Genomic DNA, 15,379 nt, shown 5'->3' with positions numbered 1-15,379 from the left:
ATGCAGTGTGGATTCAACTGGTCAATGCAACACAATGACCGCCTCTGGCGGAAGGAGTGTTGGCATGAAGCGAAGACCGCGGATTTACTACACCGAAGCTCAGAAGGCCCTGATGTGGGACCGCTGGAAAGCTGGTGATACCTTGCACGAGATCGGCAAGCTGTTTGATCGACCGCACACATCCATCCACACCATCCTGAGTGCAACGGGTGGCATCCGGCCGCCTGCAAGGCGCCGATCTCACTTGACTCTGTCTCTGGCCGAGCGCGAGGAGATATCACGCAGCCTGGCCGCAGGTGAGTCCATCCGCGGTGTAGCCAAACGCTTGAAACGAGCAGCGTCCACCATCAGCCGTGAACTCCTGCGTAACGGCGGCAAGACTTGCTACCGAGCTACAAAAGCAGACGAGGCGGCCTGGGAGCGAGCACGCCGCCCAAAGACGTGCAAGTTGGCCTGCAACCCTGAGCTGGCGCAAATAGTGGCGGGTAAATTGCAGAGTCAGTGGTCGCCCGAGCAAATAGCAGGGTGGCTCAAACGAACTTACCCGGGCGCAAAGGATTTGCAGGTGTCTCACGAAGCCATCTACCGCACGCTCTTTGTTCAAACACGCGGGGCTTTAAAGAAAGAGCTTCTGGAGCACCTGCGGCGTACCCGGGGGATGCGTCGCTCACGCCACTACACGCAGAAAACACCCATCCATGGGCGTATCGTCGATGCAGTGCCCATCAGCGAGCGTCCAGCCTGCATTCAGGATCGGGCAGTTCCAGGCCACTGGGAAGGCGACCTGTTGTTCGGCGATGCCTACAGCCAGATTGCGACGCTGGTCGAGCGACACACGCGCTACGTGATGCTGGTCAAGCTGGTGGACAAAGACTCCTACACCGTCGCTGCGGCGCTGGCCAGGCATGCACAGATCTTGCCACAAGAGCTCTATCGCTCCTTGACCTGGGATCGAGGATCGGAGATGGCGGGGCACAAGCGCTTCACGGTGGCCACCGACATCCAGGTCTACTTCTGCGATCCGCAAAATCCATGGCAGCGCGGAACGAACGAGAACACCAATGGGTTACTCAGGCAGTATCTGCCCAAGGGCCTCGACATCTCGGGCTACTCACAAGATGAGTTGGATGCGATTGCCCGAAAGCTAAATGAGCGGCCCAGGAAAACCTTAGGGTACAGAACCCCGGCTGAGATGTTTAACGAGTGCGTTGCATCGACCGGTTGAATCCACAAGCGGTTGCAGACGTCCGTAGTCGTGCACTGAATGATCGGTGTGGGTCAGATATCGGACATTCGGCTCTTCAGGTACCGCCTTGTGCCATCGGCAGAGGCACAAGGCGCGGCGCGAAGTGACATCCTGTGTTTCTTTTGCTTCAAAAAAGTTCCAAAAATTGGTACAAGCTTTACAATGCATTTTGAAAATGAGAATTATTCTCGGTTGCATTAGCTGCCAGCCCACGGTTTTCCGTTCTAGCCACAGCACTTCTTGTTGCCCGTGGTTGAGCGCGTTGTGCGGTTTCCATCGGGTCTTCCGTGGTTTCCGTATTTGAGTCGCTCATGTCCGCTCGTTCTCTCCAGTCCCGCCGCCACGCTGTACCAGGCCGCCTGCATGCCTGTGCCCTGGCCGCTGCGTTGTTGTTTGTCCTTGCCGAGCCCGCTTGGGCACAAAGCGCACCGCCGGCTGGCGACGCCGCCGTCCTGGGCGAGGTGACGGTGACCGAGCAATCGGCCCCCAGTGTGTACAACGAGGCCCGGGACTCGTACGTGCCCAAGGCAGTGGAGGTCGGCAAGGTGGCACAAACGCTGCGCGAAATTCCCCAGTCCGTCACGGTGGTGACCCGCCAGCGCATGGACGACCAGGCGCTGCGCACGCTGGACGATGTGATGCAGCAGACGACCGGGGTGACGCGCGAGGAGACCTGGCTCGATACCACCTACCTGTCGCGCGGGCTGCAGATCACCAACATCCGCTATGACGGCGGTGCGGCGGGCTCTACCCGTTCGGGCAGCCGCAGCCTGGACATGGCGCAGTTCGACAGTGTGAGTCTGCTGCGCGGCGCGGACGGGCTGTTTGGCGCGGGTGAGGCCGGCGGCGTGATCAACTTCACCTACAAGCGCGCGTTGGCCCAGCGGCAAATGCAGGTGCTGATGTCGGGCGGCACGCTCAACAACTACCGTGCCGAAATCGATGGCACCGGGGCCCTGAATGCCGAGGGCAGTTTGCGTGGGCGTTTTGTGGCGGTCCACCATGACCGCAGCGAAATGGCCGACCGGTATCGCGGCCGCCGCTGTCGTGCGCCGGTTGTACCGTGTCCCTGCGGTGCAATCCAGACGCAGCGTCCCGGTGGCCCGCAAGGCCACCGGATCCATCGCACAGCCGGAGTCGGGCGTATGAGCATGTGGCAAGCCTCGGTGATTGCAGGGCTGCTGGCCTTGGGCGGCATGGCGGCGCTGGCATGTGCCATGGACCGCCACTACCCGCAGTGGTCTGGGCAGGACGAGATTCCGCTGCCGCTGTGTGTACTGCTGCGGGGTGGGGGCCTGCTGCTGCTCGCCAGCGTCTGGGTGCCCTGCGTGCTTGGCTGGGGGGCTTCGGTCGGCACGGTGGCCGCCCTCGGGTTTTGGTCCCTGGGGGCGCTGCTGACTGCGGGTGGGATGTCGTGGTCGCCGGCCTGGACGGTGCGTGCCGGCGCGACCGCTGCCTTGTTGGGTGCGGCGGGCTGCGTCCTGGCGTGGCTGTGAGGGGCGCCGTGGTCGATTTAGCAGGCCTTGATGCAAGGCGGGCGACGGCCTGTGGCGGCCGCGTGGACTGGTCCACGGCGCCCGCCGATCAATTTTTCTTGAAAGTGCCGCTTTGATGCAGCTTGGTGGAATGAAGCGTTGGGCCGTGACGGCCTTGGTGGTTGTGGGGTGCGCTGGGGGCGTCTTGTGGGCGGCCAGCCGGCCCAGCACGACGTACCAGACAGAACCTGCGGTGCGCGGCGATGTGGAGGCCACGGTGACGGCGATTGGTACCTTGCAGCCGCGCCGTTATCTATTGCGCGTGCGCTGATGAATGGGGGGCACGTCATCCTGGCCGATGAACCCACCGGGGCCCTGGACTCCCACAGCGGGGCCGAAGTCATGGCCTTGCTGCACGAACTGGCCGATGCCGGGCACACGATCGTGCTGATCACGCACGACCGGGCGGTGGCGGCCCAGGCACGGCGGGTGATTGAAATCCACGACGGCCGCATCCTCAGCGACAGCCGGGAGCCTGCCCCGGCGCCCCGGGAAGCGGTCTTGGCTCCGCCCCCAGAACTGGCACGGTCGCCTGCGGCCACGGCGGTCTGGTGGGCCGATCTGCGGGAAGCAGCACGCAGCGCCTGGCGTGGCATGGTCATCAACCGGGTGCGCACCAGCCTGACCTTGCTGGGGATCGTGATTGGCGTGGCCTCGGTGAGCGTGATGCTGGCGATTGGCGAAGGTGCACGCCGCCAGGTCATGGAGCGCATGGGCACCATGGGCACGGCCATCCTGTACATGGGCAGCAAGCCCCCAGCCACAGGCGGGCCGGCAGGGCAGTTGACGGAAGAAGACCTGCAGGCCGTGCGCGAGCTGGCAGAGATCCGGCGCGTGCTGCCCGTGATCGGTGACCCGGTGACAGTGCGGTACGGCAGCGTGGACAAGCAGCTCTATGTGTTTGCGGCCAGCGAGGAGATGCCGGCCGTCCATCACTGGTCGGTGGCGCAAGGGCGTTTTTACACCGCCGCGGAAGACCACGACCTGGCCCCCCTGGTCGTGCTGGGGCACAAGGCTTGGCAGCATTTCTTCCCCGATACCCCCCATCCCTTGGGCCAGCAACTCATCATCGGCACCTCGGCTTTCGAGGTGATCGGGGTGATGAGCGAGCGCGGCGCGGAGTCCGGGGCGCAGGACTATGACGACATGGTGTTCATCCCCTACAACGCTGGCCGCGCCCGGGTTTACCAAAGCCAGACCCAGCCGGACTATGTGGTGGTGGAGGCCATGTCTTCCGCGGACGTCCATGCGGCAGTAACTGCCATGCGGCAATTGCTGATCGCCCGCCATGGTGGGCGGGAAGACTTTGGCATCGGCAACGCGGCCGCGCGCATCCAGGCGGAGGCCGCCACCCGCCAGAGCATGGCCATGATGCTGGGCCTGATTGCCGCCGTCTCGCTGGTGGTGGGCGGTATCGGCGTGATGAATGTGATGCTGATGACGGTGAAGGAGCGGACGCGCGAAATCGGCATCCGCATGGCCGTGGGTGCGCGCCAGCGCGACATCCTGCGGCAGTTCCTGACAGAGGCCAGCCTGGTGACCCTGGTCGGCGGCAGCGCCGGTCTGGTCGTGGGGCTGGCGCTGGGGGCGGTGCTGATCGCCGTGGGGGTGCCGGTGGTGTTTTCCGTGCGCGCCATGCTGGGTGCCTTCGCCTGTGCGGTGATCACCGGGCTGGTCTTTGGCTACAAGCCCGCGCAGACGGCTGCCCGCCTGGATCCGGTGCGGGCTTTGGCAGGAGAGTAGGAATGCAGCGATTTACCACCGCCGGCGCATGTGCGGCGGTCTTGGCCTTCACGGGATGCACCGCACCCGTGGCGGACACCGCCCACTGGGCGCCGGCCCTGCCTGCGCAGTGGCAGCAGGCCCCACAGGGGGGCTCGTCCGGGGTCAGCCGAAGCTGGTGGCGCAGTCTGGGCAGCGCCGAACTCGATGCCCTGGTGGCCCAGGCCGAGCGTGACAGCTGGGATGTGGCCGCTGCCACCGCCCGTGTGCACCAGGCGGCTGCCAGTGCCCGCCTGGCGGGGGCTCCGCTGCTGCCGGAGTTGACCGCCGGCGTGGAGGCGCGCCGGGAAGACCGCCTCGGTGGCCAGGCCTCGGTCAGCGGCTCGCGCTATGGGGGCAGCCTGTCGGCCAGCTACGAACTGGACTTCTGGGGGCGCAACCGGTCTGCACGGGTTGCGGCCGAGTCGGCGTGGCAGGCCAGCGCCCATGACCGCGACACCGTGCGCCTGACGGTCACGGCAGGCGTGGCCAGTGCCTGGCTGCAAGCGGTGGCGCTGCGCGAACGCGCGGACATTGCACAGTCCAATCTGCGCGCAGCGGAACGCTTGCTGCAACTGGTGGACGCCAGGGTGCGGGCGGGGGCTGCTTCGCCGCTGGACCTGGCCCAGCAGCGCGGGTTGGTGGCCACACAGCAGCGCAGCCTGGCCCTGCTGCAGCAGCAGAGGGCCCAGGCGCAAACCACGGTGGGCATGCTGCTGGGGCAGGCACAGGAGGTGCCCATCGCGGCACGCAGCGTGATGGCGTTGCGGCCCGCGGCGCTGGATGCTGGGCTGCCCGCAGCATTGCTGGTGCGCCGCCCTGACGTGGCACGGGCGGAAGCGCAGCTGGCCGCGGCGCACGCCGACGTGGCGGCCGCCCGCGCCGCCTTGCTGCCGCGTGTGACGCTGACCGCCAGCCTGGGCAGTGGTGATGACCGGTGGCATCACCTGTTCGACAACCCCCTGTACACGCTGGCCGCCGGTCTGGTGGCCCCGGTCTTTGATGGGGGGCGGCTGGCGGCGGGGCACGAGCGGGCACAGGCCCGGCAGGCCGAACTCCTGGCCACGTACCGGCAGACCATCGTCCAGGCCGCAGGGGAAGTGCAGACCTCGCTGCACACCCTGGCAGGGGTGGACGCGCAGATCCAGGCACAGGGGCAAGAGCTGGAGCAAGCGCAGCGTGCACTGGGGCTGGCCGAGGTGCGCTACCGCGCCGGTGCGGAAAGCCTGCTGGTTTTGCTGGAGACACAACGCGTGCTCTACGCGGCCCAGGACCAGTCGGTGCAACTGCAGCTGGAGCGCTTGCAGGGTCATGTGGCCTTGTACAAGGCCCTGGGCGGTGGGTGGTCCCCCGAAGTTTTGACGGACGCGCCGTCCTCATAGCGGGCGGCAGGCATGGCCCGCCGCATGCCGCCAATGCGGCACGCGGGGTAGCGCCTGCGGCCCGACAGTCCCAGGCTCAGGGTTTCAGACAGATGGTGACCAAGGCACTGGCGTCGGTCACGGCGTGGACCGCGTGCACCGTGTGCCGGGTGAGGAACAGCAGGGCGCCGGCTTCCAGCCGGACGCTGCGCGCCTCCAGCTGAATGTCGAGGCTGCCTTCGAGGCAGTGGATCGTGACCTCCCCGGGCACCTTGTGCTGCGGGAAGGACCGGCCCGCCAGCAGGACCAAGCGCAGGATCTCGAGATCCTCCGACTTGAACAGGGCCGAAGTTTTCGCGTCCGCAAGGCGCGGCCCCAGTGGGCGTACGTCGAGGGCCTGGCCGGGTGATGCATGTGCAAGTGCCATGTGAATCCTTCCGCAGTCCGGGGGGAATGTACAGCGAGTGGTACCGATTTCAACCATTTTTCCTGTGCCTGGCAACACCGGGGGAATGCCGGGTCTGAATGCCCTGAGGCGGGGTTCCAGGGGGGCGAGGCCCGATGCAGCGCCGTCATGCATGGCGTCGGATGTGAGACACCCCGCAAAAAAAGGGCCCTGCAAGCAGGGCCCAAGGTGCCACTCTCAAAAAACAATGACCTAGGCCAGAGCCTCGATGCGTGGGTAAAACTCGCGGTTCTCGCGCTGCATGCGGGCATGCAGGCGGCGCAGCACATCGTTGGCATCGGCGCGGAACCCTTCGGTGTCCGCGCGCAGGCGCTGTGCGGTGTTCCAGCGGCGTACAAAGCCGTCATAGGCCTCGGCCAGCTGCGCCATTTCGTCCTGGTACAGCTGCCCCATGTGCGCCATATCGGCATCGTGGCTGCGCTGCAGGGCTGGGTACAGGGCCTGGTCCTCCACGGCCAGGTGCAGCTTGATCACGGCGCTCATCCCCACAATGCCGGCGGCAATCGCGGGTGCGTTCGGGGCCACGCCCGCATGGGTGAGTTGGCGCAGGGCTGCCAGGCGCGCCAGGATGTCGGCGTGCTGGTGTTTGAGTTTGTCGATCTGCATTCGAGGGCCCTTCTGCCGCGTGCACCCCCAGGAGGGCGCACGCGCGGTCTTTCTTTCCATCGTTGTTATTTCGCCGGAATGACGGTGGCGCTGGGGTGCGAGGCGGCCGAGGTCCCGCGCACGCCGCTGACCACCTGCCAGGCCATGGCCACGGCACCGACGATGAACACCACGTCACCGAAGGTGCGCACCCAGCGCAGCGTTTCCAGCAAGGGCTGCTGCATGAAGGCTTCGCTGCGGGCCCACCACAGGCCTTCGCTCACGCTGGCGTGGAACTGCAGGATGCCGATGGGCAGCAGGCTGGTGGCGATCATCAGCACCAGGCCACCGTTGAGGCACCAGAAGGCGGTTTTCATCAGCCCTTCGCTGAACACCAGTTGCGGGCGCACATAGCGCAGCACCATCAAGGTAAAGCCCAGGGCCAGGAAGCCATACACCCCGAACAGCGCGGCATGGGCGTGCAGCGGCGTGGTGTTCAGGCCCTGCACGTAGTACAGCGAGATGGGCGGGTTGATCATGAAGCCGAACACCCCGGCACCCAGCATGTTCCAGAAGGCCACGGCCACGAAGCACATCAGCGGCCATTTCACCTGCTGCATCCAGGGCGCGCGGCGTTGCAGGCGCCAGTTCTCCCAGGCCTCATGGCCCAGCACGATCAGGGGCACCACTTCCAGCGCGCTGAAGGCGGCCCCCACGGCCATGACCGGGGTGGTGGTGCCGGCAAAGTACAGGTGGTGGAAGGTGCCAGGAATGCCGCCCAGCAGGAACAGCGAGGCCGAGGCCAGGCTGGCGGTGGTGGCCATGCGGCGCGACACCAGGCCCATGCTAGAGAAGACGAAGGCCAGGCCGGTGGTGGCGAAGACCTCGAAGAAGCCCTCGACCCACAGGTGCACCACCCACCAGCGCCAGTACTCCATGATGGTCAGGCTGGTGCGTTCGCCGTATAACAGACCCGCGCCGTAGAACAGACCGATGGCGCCGCACGAGCAGGTCAGCAGGGCCAACAGGTTCTTGTCTTCACCATTGCGGGCCAGCAGTGCCGGCAGCACGCCGCGCAGCATCAGCACCAGCCACAGCAGCATGCCCACCCATTTCAGGATTTGCCAGAAGCGCCCCAGGTCCACGAATTCGTAGCCCTGGTGGCCCAGCCAGAAGTTCCAATCCGGTGGCATGATCTGGGCGATGGCCAGGTAGTTGCCCACGAAGGAGCCGACGCAGACAAAGACCAGCGCCCAGAACAGCACGTCCACGCCCAGCTTCTGGAACTTGGGGTCCTTGCCGCCGTTGATCACCGGCGCCAGGAACAGGCCCAGCGCCAGGAAGCCCGTGGCGATCCAGAACAGGGCGCTCTGGATGTGCCAGGTGCGGGTGAGCGAATAAGGGAACCACTGCGACACGTCGATGCCGTAGAACTCCTGGCCTTCCACCGTGTAGTGCGCGGTGAAGCCCCCCAGCATCACCTGGAAGATGAACAGGCCGGCCACCAGCAGCAGGTATTTGCCCAGGGCCCGCTGCGAGGGCGTGAGGGCAAAGCGGGTCAGCGGGTCCTGGGCCGGTGCGGCCATGTCCTCACCGTCCTGGTGGCGCAGGAAGGACCAGCCCCAGACCAGGAAGCCCACACCGGCCAGCAGGATGACCACGCTGGCAATCGACCAGACCACGTTTTCGCTGCTGGGCACGTTGCCGATCAGTGGCTCGTGCGGCCAGTTGTTGGTGTAGGTGACCTTGCTGTTGGGGCGCTCGGTGGCGGCGGCCCACGCGGTCCAGAAGAAGAACTTGGTCATCTGTGCCCGGCGTTCGGCGCTGGGCAGGGTGTTTTCCTTCATGGCAAAGCTCTCGCGGCTGCCGCGCAGGGCGGGAGCGTCGGAGAACAGCTGGTCGTAATAGGCTGCCGTCTGGGCCATGGCCTGGGCACGGCGCTCACTGACGGTCAGTGTGTCGTCGGCCCCCACGCGGTTGCCACGGTACTCGGCCTGCAGTTCGGCGCGCAGCGCGGCCTGGGCGCCCACGTCCAGATCGCCGTAGGGCTTGTGGTGGCGCTCCTGCGCGGCCATCTCCAGCCAGGCGCTCAGCTCGCGGTGCAGCCAGTCGGCCGTCCAGTCGGGTGCCTGGTAGGCACCGTGGCCCCAGATGGAGCCCAGTTGCATGCCCCCCACCGACTGCCAGGCGGTCTGGCCATCCAGGATGTCGTCTTGGCCAAAGAGCTTGTGCCCCTGGGCGGTGACCACCTGGGCGGGAATGGGCGGCGCGGCGCGGTAGATGTCGGCACCCAGGTAGCCCAGCAGCGAAAACATCACGATGCACAGGCCGATCAGGGTGAACCAGTGCTTTTTGTACGGACCCATGGTGGAGCCTCCCAATCAATGTTCACAGCACCTGCGCGGGCGCGAAGCGCTCGAACAGGATGTTGTTTTCGGTGTGGATGTGTTGAATCAGGTCGTCGCGGAAGCTGCGCAGGCCGGTGTAGAGCGCGCGCCAGGTGGTGCAGGCGTCGCGCGGCGGGGTGATGCCCTGGGTCAGCGCATCCAGGCGGCGCAGCTCGCTGCCGTGGTCGTCGTGTTCGGCGCGCATGGCGGCGATCGGCATGTTGGCCATGCCGCCACGGCCCTGCGTGATCATCGGGAACAGCACCAGCTCTTCCTTGCGCATGTGGCTGTCCAGCTCCTGGGCCATGGCCTCCAGGTGGTCGGCCAGGCCATTCGGACAGTCCTCGCGGTCACCATGCACCTGCTCCACGCGGCGCGCCAGGCGGATCAGCTCGGGCAGCTGTTCGCGGTGCACGGCGTGGTAGCGCACCAGCAGGTGCGCGATCAGCTGCGCATCGCTGGCGCTGCTCCAGTCCTGGGCAGGCTCGGGGGTGGCGCGCTGCTCCAGCGCTTGCAGCGCCTCCACCAATGGCTGGGGATCGATGCCCAGGCTTTGTGTGGCGGTGCGCAGGCTGCGGTTGCCCGCGCAGCAGAAATCCAACTGGTGGGCATCGAACAAGCCGGTGGCGCCAGGAATGCGGCGGGCCAACTGGCCCAGGGATTGTTCCAGGTAAGACATGGAGGGTGTCCTCATCAAGGTGTCGGAGGGGGGAAGGCAGCCCCGTGCCGGGGCTGCCGGTGATGTGGCGCGCTGCGCAGGGTCAGAGCGCGCCGGAGTGGTAGACGCCGGGGGGGCTGTCGCCGGTGACTTCGAGCACGCCGACGGCACCCTTGCCGGTGCGTGACAGGGCGTGGTCCACCAGCAGGTAGCTGCCGGGGTGGTCCATCTTCAGTTCCACGATGGTCGCGCCACCGGGGGCGACCAGGGTGGTCTGCACGCTGTGCTTGATGGTGTTCAGGGCGGCTTCGCTGTAGACCTTGTCAAAGACCTCGCCAATTACGTGGAAGGACGACACCTTGTTGGGGCCGCCGACCCCGAAGTAGATGCGCACGGTCTCGCCCACCTTGGCCTGCATCTTGTGCGTCTTGCTGAGGGCGCCCACAGCACCGTTGAAGACGTAGTAGCTGGGCAGTTCATCGGACATCTTCTGCAGGTCCACCTCCTGGTGCCCCTTGGCGCCAATCGGACGCTGGGTGTACATGTCGCCCTGCATCACATAGAACTCGCGGTCCACCTTGGGCAGGCCTTGTTCGGGCTCGACCAGGATCATTCCGTACATGCCGGCCGCGATGTGCTGCGGCACCAGCGGGGTGGCGCAGTGGTAGACGAACAGGCCGGCGTGCAGGGCCTTGAAGGTGATGGTCTTCTCCTGGCCGGGGGCGACCTGGGTGTCGGCACCTCCACCGTGTCCCCCGGTCACGGCGTGCAGGTCGATGGAATGGATGGCCTTGCTGTCCTTGGAATTGGCCAGCGTCAGCTCGATCGTGTCACCGATGCGGGCGCGCAGCATCGGCCCGGGCACCTGGCGGTTGAAGGTCCAGTAGGTGAAGCTGGTGTCGTCGTCCAGCTTGCCGGGCAGCTCCACTGTTTCCAGGCGCACCTTCTGGACCCGAGGCGCATGCGCCGCCATGGGGGCGGGCAGCTTGCTCGGGTCGGCGGCAATGTCCACGGCCGCGGGGTCTGCGGCCCGGAGCGGGGTGGCTGCGGGGGCATACAGCGCCACGGCCGCGTTGCTGCTGGCGGTGGCGGCCGGCAGCGATTCCCCCGACACCTTGAGGGTGCCGAACATGCCCACCTGCCGGTGGCCCGGGATGGAACAGTAGTACTGGAATTCCCCGGCCTGGGTGACCTGGAAGCGCAGCTTCTGCTTCTGGGTGGCGCTGAACTTGGGCGAAGCCACCCCCAGCTCGTCAATGATGAAGTCGTGCTCCGCGCCTTCGCCACTGAACAGCTCGATCTCCACGGTGTCGCCTACGGCCACATGCAAGGTGGGGTTGGCCACTCCCTTGTCATCCACGTAGACCATCTTGCCGTCCACCACATTGGTGTGCAGCACAAAGCGCTTGACGGCCTGCGGGGCCTTGGCCGCCGAGGCCGCAGGCTGGGCCTGGTTGGGGGCGGCCTGCAGCACGGGGGCGGTACCTGCCAGGGTCAGTGCACACAGGGCCAGAGAAAGTGCGTTCAGAGAGAGCTGTTTCATGGTGAATATCTCCGAGAAGTGAGGGCGGATTTGCCGTCACCCGGATCCATGCATGGAACAGGCCAGAAAAAAATGAAACAAAAACAAATGTTTACATGGATCAAGGTCATAACTACCCTGATGCTTTAGGGTTGAAACAACCCGCGAAAGGTAGTTTTCACCATGAATCCTCTACATGCTTTGTTGCTGACCGATCTCTCCATGGAGTTGCCGATTGCCGTGCGCCTGCAGCGCATGGTCGAGCTGCTGCGCATGCATTTCGGCTGCGGGGCCGTGGCGCTGCTGGGCCTGGACAAGGAAACCAGCAGCCTGCGGCCCGTGGCGGTGGAGGGGCTGTCGCGCGACGCCTTGGGGCGGCGCTTTCCGATTGCCGACCACCCGCGCCTGGCGACCCTGCTCAAGCGTGCGGGCGAGGTGGTGCGCTTTGCGCATGACAGCAGCCTGCCGGACCCCTACGACGGCCTGGTGATCGAGCAGGCGGGCCAGCCCCTGGATGTGCACGACTGTATGGGCGTGACGCTGGAGGTCGAGGGCCAGTGCTGGGGCGTGTTGACGCTGGACGCATTGACCGTGGGCACCTTTGCGGGCAAGGCCGTGCGCGACCTGGAGCAGCTGGTGCCCCTGATCGAGGCCGCCGTGCGCGTGACCCGGCTGGAGACGGCGCTGCGCGGTGCGCGCCAGTCGGCCGGGACGGTGGCGGAAAGCCTGGTGGCACGCCCCGAGGGCGAGATCATCGGCGACAGCCCGCCCCTGCAGCGCTTGCTCAAGGAGCTGCAGGTGGTGGCCGACACGGAGCTGCCCGTGCTGCTGCTCGGTGAGACCGGGGTGGGCAAGGAGCTGTTTGCCCGGCGCCTGCACCAGATGTCACGCCGCAGCGCCAGGCCCCTGGTGCACGTGAATTGCGCGGCCCTGCCCGAGGCCCTGGCCGAGAGCGAGCTATTCGGCCACGCGCGCGGTGCGTTCTCGGGGGCGATCACCGACCGTCCTGGGCGCTTCGAGGCTGCGGAGGGCGGCACCCTGTTCCTGGATGAGGTGGGGGAGCTGCCTCTGTCCATCCAGGCCAAGCTGTTGCGGGCTCTGCAGAACGGCGAAATCCAGCGCCTGGGCGCGGACCGCCCGCGCAAGGTGGATGTGCGCATCATCGCCGCCACCAACCGCAATCTGCAGGAACGGGTGCAGGAGGGCAGTTTCCGCGCCGACCTGTACCACCGGCTGTCGGTCTACCCGGTGCCGATTCCACCACTGCGCGAACGCGGCCACGATGTGCTGCTGCTGGCGGGCTTCTTTGCCGAGCTCAATCGCGCCCGCCTGGGCCTGCGCAGCCTGCGGCTGTCGGCATCGGCCGAAGACGCCATGCGCCGCTACCCCTGGCCCGGCAATGTGCGCGAGCTGGAGCACGTCATCAGCCGTGCTGCACTCAAGGCCCTGAGCCACGGCGCGCAGCGCAGCGAGATCGTCACGCTGGAAGCCGACTGGTTGGGACTGGATGTCCAGCCCCAGCTGCCCTCGCCCCTGCCATCCACCGTGCCCCCGGTGGCACCGGGGCTCTCCCTGCGCATGGTGGTGGATGAGGCGCAGCGTGCCGCCATCCGGCAGGCGCTGCAGGCCTGCCACGGCCAATGGGCACAGGCCGCGCGCGCGCTGGAGCTGGATCCCAGCAACCTGCACAAACTGGCCAAGCGGCTGGGGATGAAGTCGCCATAGGCCGCGCTCGCCAGGCTTTCGGGGGTGCCAACGGGACCGTCCACTGGTGGTGGCAGGCATGGGGTCCGCGTCTTCGCGGCCTACGTTCTGGCAGGTACGCCGTGCGGTGGTGGATGGAGCTTGTGGCAGTGGGCGCGGCTATGCACCAGCAAGGGGGGACAGGAATTAAGGGTGCCAATGGCTGACCCTGGCCGGCGTGGAGGTCGTGCCGGTGTTGCCGGCCAGTTCATAGGACAGTTGATTGGCCGCCGCAATCACCGTTGGCGCGATCTCCTCCAGCCTTTGCTGCGACAGGCGTGAGGCCGGACCTGACACGCACACCGATCCCAGCAGCCGCCAGTGCTTGCCGAAAACCGGGGCGGAAATGGTGGCCACCCCTTGCTCGCGCTCGCCGATGGACCAGTGATAGCCGCGCTGGCGGATGTCTTCGTACAGCTCGCCGGGCTCCCCGGAAAAGGCCAGGATCACGCGTCCGGGTGACCCCCGGTCCAGCGGCAGGCCTTCGCCCATGCGGGCATGGTGGCGCAAGGCCTGGGGACCTTCGACACGCACCAGGCAGGTTCTCACATTCCCTTCCCGGACATAGAACGCGGCACTTTCTCCGCTGGCCAGGGTCAGGGCGCGCAGCGCAGGTTCCAGCACGTTCTGCACGTCGAAGCCGGCCTGGTAGCGTGCGCCCAGCCAGCCTGCCGCAGGGCCCAGGCGCCAGTCCCCATCCTCGCGCTGCACCAGATAGCCCGACAGGGCCAGGGTGCGGGCGATGCGCAGCACCGTGGTCTTGTGCAGCTGGCAGCGACGGCTGAGTTCGGCCAGTGGCAGGTGGGACTCTCCCAGGGCAAAAGCATCCAGCACCTGCATCGCGCGCAGGACTGCCGTCACGCTACCGGTCGAGGGGGGCTGGTTGTCATCGGCATCGCTCGGCAGGGCTCCTGGGGAGGGGAGGGCCTGGACCGAGGGCGGTGTGCGGCGGTGGGAAGGGTTGCTCATGGTGCAATCGGTTTCGCTGTTCGAAACGTCATTGTACGCAGCGAAACTTTTTTCTACAGTCGTGCACCACCTGGCGCAAAGACCGGGCGGACATTCCAAAACACAAGACGGAGACAACGCATGACCATCACGAAACGAGTCCTTTCCACGCCAGCACGCCTGTGCACCTGGGTGTTTGGCGCCGCCCTGCTGGCCACGGCCGCGGTGAGTGCCCAGGCGCAAGCCGCCTACCCGGCCAAGCCCATCCGCTTGATCGTGCCTTTCCCGCCCGGTGGCGGCACGGACATGATCGCGCGTTCCGTGGCGCAAAAAATCACCGAGAAAACCAGCTGGAACATCGTTGTCGATAACCGCCCCGGCGCGGGGGGGAACCTGGGGGTGGATGCCGCAGCCAAGTCCATGCCCGACGGCTACACCCTGGTCATGGGTCAGACCAGCAACCTGGCCATCAACCCGGCCTTGTACAAGAAGCTGCCCTATGACCCGCTGAAGGACCTGGTGCCCGTGGCCCTGGTGTCATCCTCGCCCATCCTCATGGTCAGCGGTGCGGGTACCTCCTTCAAGTCGATGGCCGAAGTGCTCAAGGCCGCAAAGGCCAAGCCGGACGTGATCACCGTGGGCTATTCCGGCAACGGCACGGTGGCCCATCTGGCGGTGACGCAGGTGGAGCAGGCCACCGGCATCAAGCTGCGCCACATTCCCTACAAGGGGATTGCGCAGGCGATCACGGATTTGTCCGGCGGGCAAATCGATCTGTTCGTGGGCTCGATTCCCTCGCTGATCGGTCAGGTGCGCAATGAAAAGCTGCACCCCTTGATGGTCACCTCCAAGCAGCGCTCGGGCCAGTTGCCCTCGACCCCGACCATGTCCGAATCGGGCAGCCAGAACTTTGAGGCCATCACCTGGTTCGGCATCCTGGCGCCGGCGGGCACCCCTGACGCGGTGGTGCAAAAGCTGAACACCGCTATCAACGCCGCCCTGGCTGAGCCGGACGTCGCCGAGAAATTGCGCTTCGAAGGCGGCGATGTCCTGGGCGGTAGCACCAAGGATTTCGGCCAGTTGCTGCAAGCCGAAGTGCCGCGCTGGGCCAAGATCGTGAAGGACTCGGGCGCCAGCCTGAACTGAGCTCGCATTCGTTCTCGATGC

At 66.2% G+C, this 15,379-nt stretch carries 12 protein-coding genes and 1 pseudogene; 7 read left to right on the top strand and 6 right to left on the bottom strand.

What is annotated here, in order from left to right:
* Positions 1 to 64 precede the first annotated feature (64 nt).
* The 5 genes and pseudogenes from KAQ61_RS14540 to KAQ61_RS14520 all read left to right on the top strand — a co-directional run bounded on the left by KAQ61_RS14540 (position 65) and on the right by KAQ61_RS14520 (position 5,924).
* Positions 65 to 1,225 carry an IS30 family transposase gene (locus tag KAQ61_RS14540; RefSeq protein WP_210929318.1) on the top strand — a complete coding sequence of 387 codons (1,161 nt, stop codon included), beginning with the start codon at positions 65 to 67 and terminating at the stop codon, positions 1,223 to 1,225.
* A 332-nt stretch (positions 1,226 to 1,557) separates the two neighbouring features.
* Entirely contained in the window at positions 1,558 to 2,742 is a 1,185-nt protein-coding gene (locus tag KAQ61_RS14535; RefSeq protein ID WP_210929641.1) for a DUF3325 family protein, read from the top strand.
* A gap of 130 nt (positions 2,743 to 2,872) precedes the next feature.
* Entirely contained in the window at positions 2,873 to 3,052 is a 180-nt protein-coding gene (locus tag KAQ61_RS14530) for a hypothetical protein (protein ID WP_210932008.1), read from the top strand.
* Positions 3,031 to 4,524: pseudogene (locus KAQ61_RS14525) on the top strand (ABC transporter permease); the annotation flags it as partial. The gene KAQ61_RS14530 and the pseudogene KAQ61_RS14525, both read left to right, overlap by 22 nt.
* 2 nt (positions 4,525 to 4,526) lie before the next feature.
* Positions 4,527 to 5,924, top strand: a complete 1,398-nt coding sequence (locus tag KAQ61_RS14520) for an efflux transporter outer membrane subunit (protein WP_210929640.1) — start codon at positions 4,527 to 4,529, stop codon at positions 5,922 to 5,924.
* Between the two features lie 76 nt (positions 5,925 to 6,000).
* Here KAQ61_RS14520 and KAQ61_RS14515 read toward each other — a convergent pair whose 3' ends face one another.
* The 5 genes from KAQ61_RS14515 to nirK all read right to left on the bottom strand — a co-directional run bounded on the left by KAQ61_RS14515 (position 6,001) and on the right by nirK (position 11,542).
* Positions 6,001 to 6,330: a cupin domain-containing protein gene (locus KAQ61_RS14515; RefSeq protein ID WP_042414899.1), complete on the bottom strand. Its 330-nt coding sequence runs from the start codon at positions 6,328 to 6,330 to the stop codon at positions 6,001 to 6,003.
* A gap of 231 nt (positions 6,331 to 6,561) precedes the next feature.
* Positions 6,562 to 6,975 (bottom strand): hemerythrin domain-containing protein, encoded by a 414-nt coding sequence (locus tag KAQ61_RS14510; RefSeq protein WP_042414897.1) that lies wholly within the window; start codon positions 6,973 to 6,975, stop codon positions 6,562 to 6,564.
* 65 nt (positions 6,976 to 7,040) lie between these two features.
* Positions 7,041 to 9,320 (bottom strand): nitric-oxide reductase large subunit, encoded by a 2,280-nt coding sequence (locus KAQ61_RS14505; protein WP_210929639.1) that lies wholly within the window; start codon positions 9,318 to 9,320, stop codon positions 7,041 to 7,043.
* A gap of 22 nt (positions 9,321 to 9,342) precedes the next feature.
* Entirely contained in the window at positions 9,343 to 10,020 is a 678-nt protein-coding gene (gene ytfE, locus KAQ61_RS14500; RefSeq protein ID WP_042414892.1) for an iron-sulfur cluster repair protein YtfE, read from the bottom strand.
* A gap of 82 nt (positions 10,021 to 10,102) precedes the next feature.
* Positions 10,103 to 11,542 (bottom strand): copper-containing nitrite reductase, encoded by a 1,440-nt coding sequence (gene nirK / locus KAQ61_RS14495; protein WP_210929638.1) that lies wholly within the window; start codon positions 11,540 to 11,542, stop codon positions 10,103 to 10,105.
* A gap of 162 nt (positions 11,543 to 11,704) precedes the next feature.
* Between nirK and norR the strand changes: the two genes are divergently transcribed.
* Positions 11,705 to 13,246 carry a nitric oxide reductase transcriptional regulator NorR gene (gene norR, locus KAQ61_RS14490; RefSeq protein ID WP_043381774.1) on the top strand — a complete coding sequence of 514 codons (1,542 nt, stop codon included), beginning with the start codon at positions 11,705 to 11,707 and terminating at the stop codon, positions 13,244 to 13,246.
* Between the two features lie 165 nt (positions 13,247 to 13,411).
* Here norR and KAQ61_RS14485 read toward each other — a convergent pair whose 3' ends face one another.
* Positions 13,412 to 14,233, bottom strand: a complete 822-nt coding sequence (locus tag KAQ61_RS14485; protein WP_210929637.1) for an IclR family transcriptional regulator — start codon at positions 14,231 to 14,233, stop codon at positions 13,412 to 13,414.
* A gap of 120 nt (positions 14,234 to 14,353) precedes the next feature.
* On the opposite strand from KAQ61_RS14485, the gene KAQ61_RS14480 reads away from it, so the two are divergent.
* Entirely contained in the window at positions 14,354 to 15,358 is a 1,005-nt protein-coding gene (locus tag KAQ61_RS14480) for a tripartite tricarboxylate transporter substrate binding protein (RefSeq protein ID WP_210929636.1), read from the top strand.
* Positions 15,359 to 15,379 lie beyond the last annotated feature (21 nt).

This window comes from Comamonas aquatica, from assembly GCF_018064205.1.
GTDB classification, from domain to species: Bacteria; Pseudomonadota; Gammaproteobacteria; order Burkholderiales; family Burkholderiaceae_C; genus Comamonas; species Comamonas aquatica.
The sequence above is the reverse complement of the archived record's forward strand: the minus strand, read 5'-3'. Positions and strand labels throughout refer to the sequence as shown.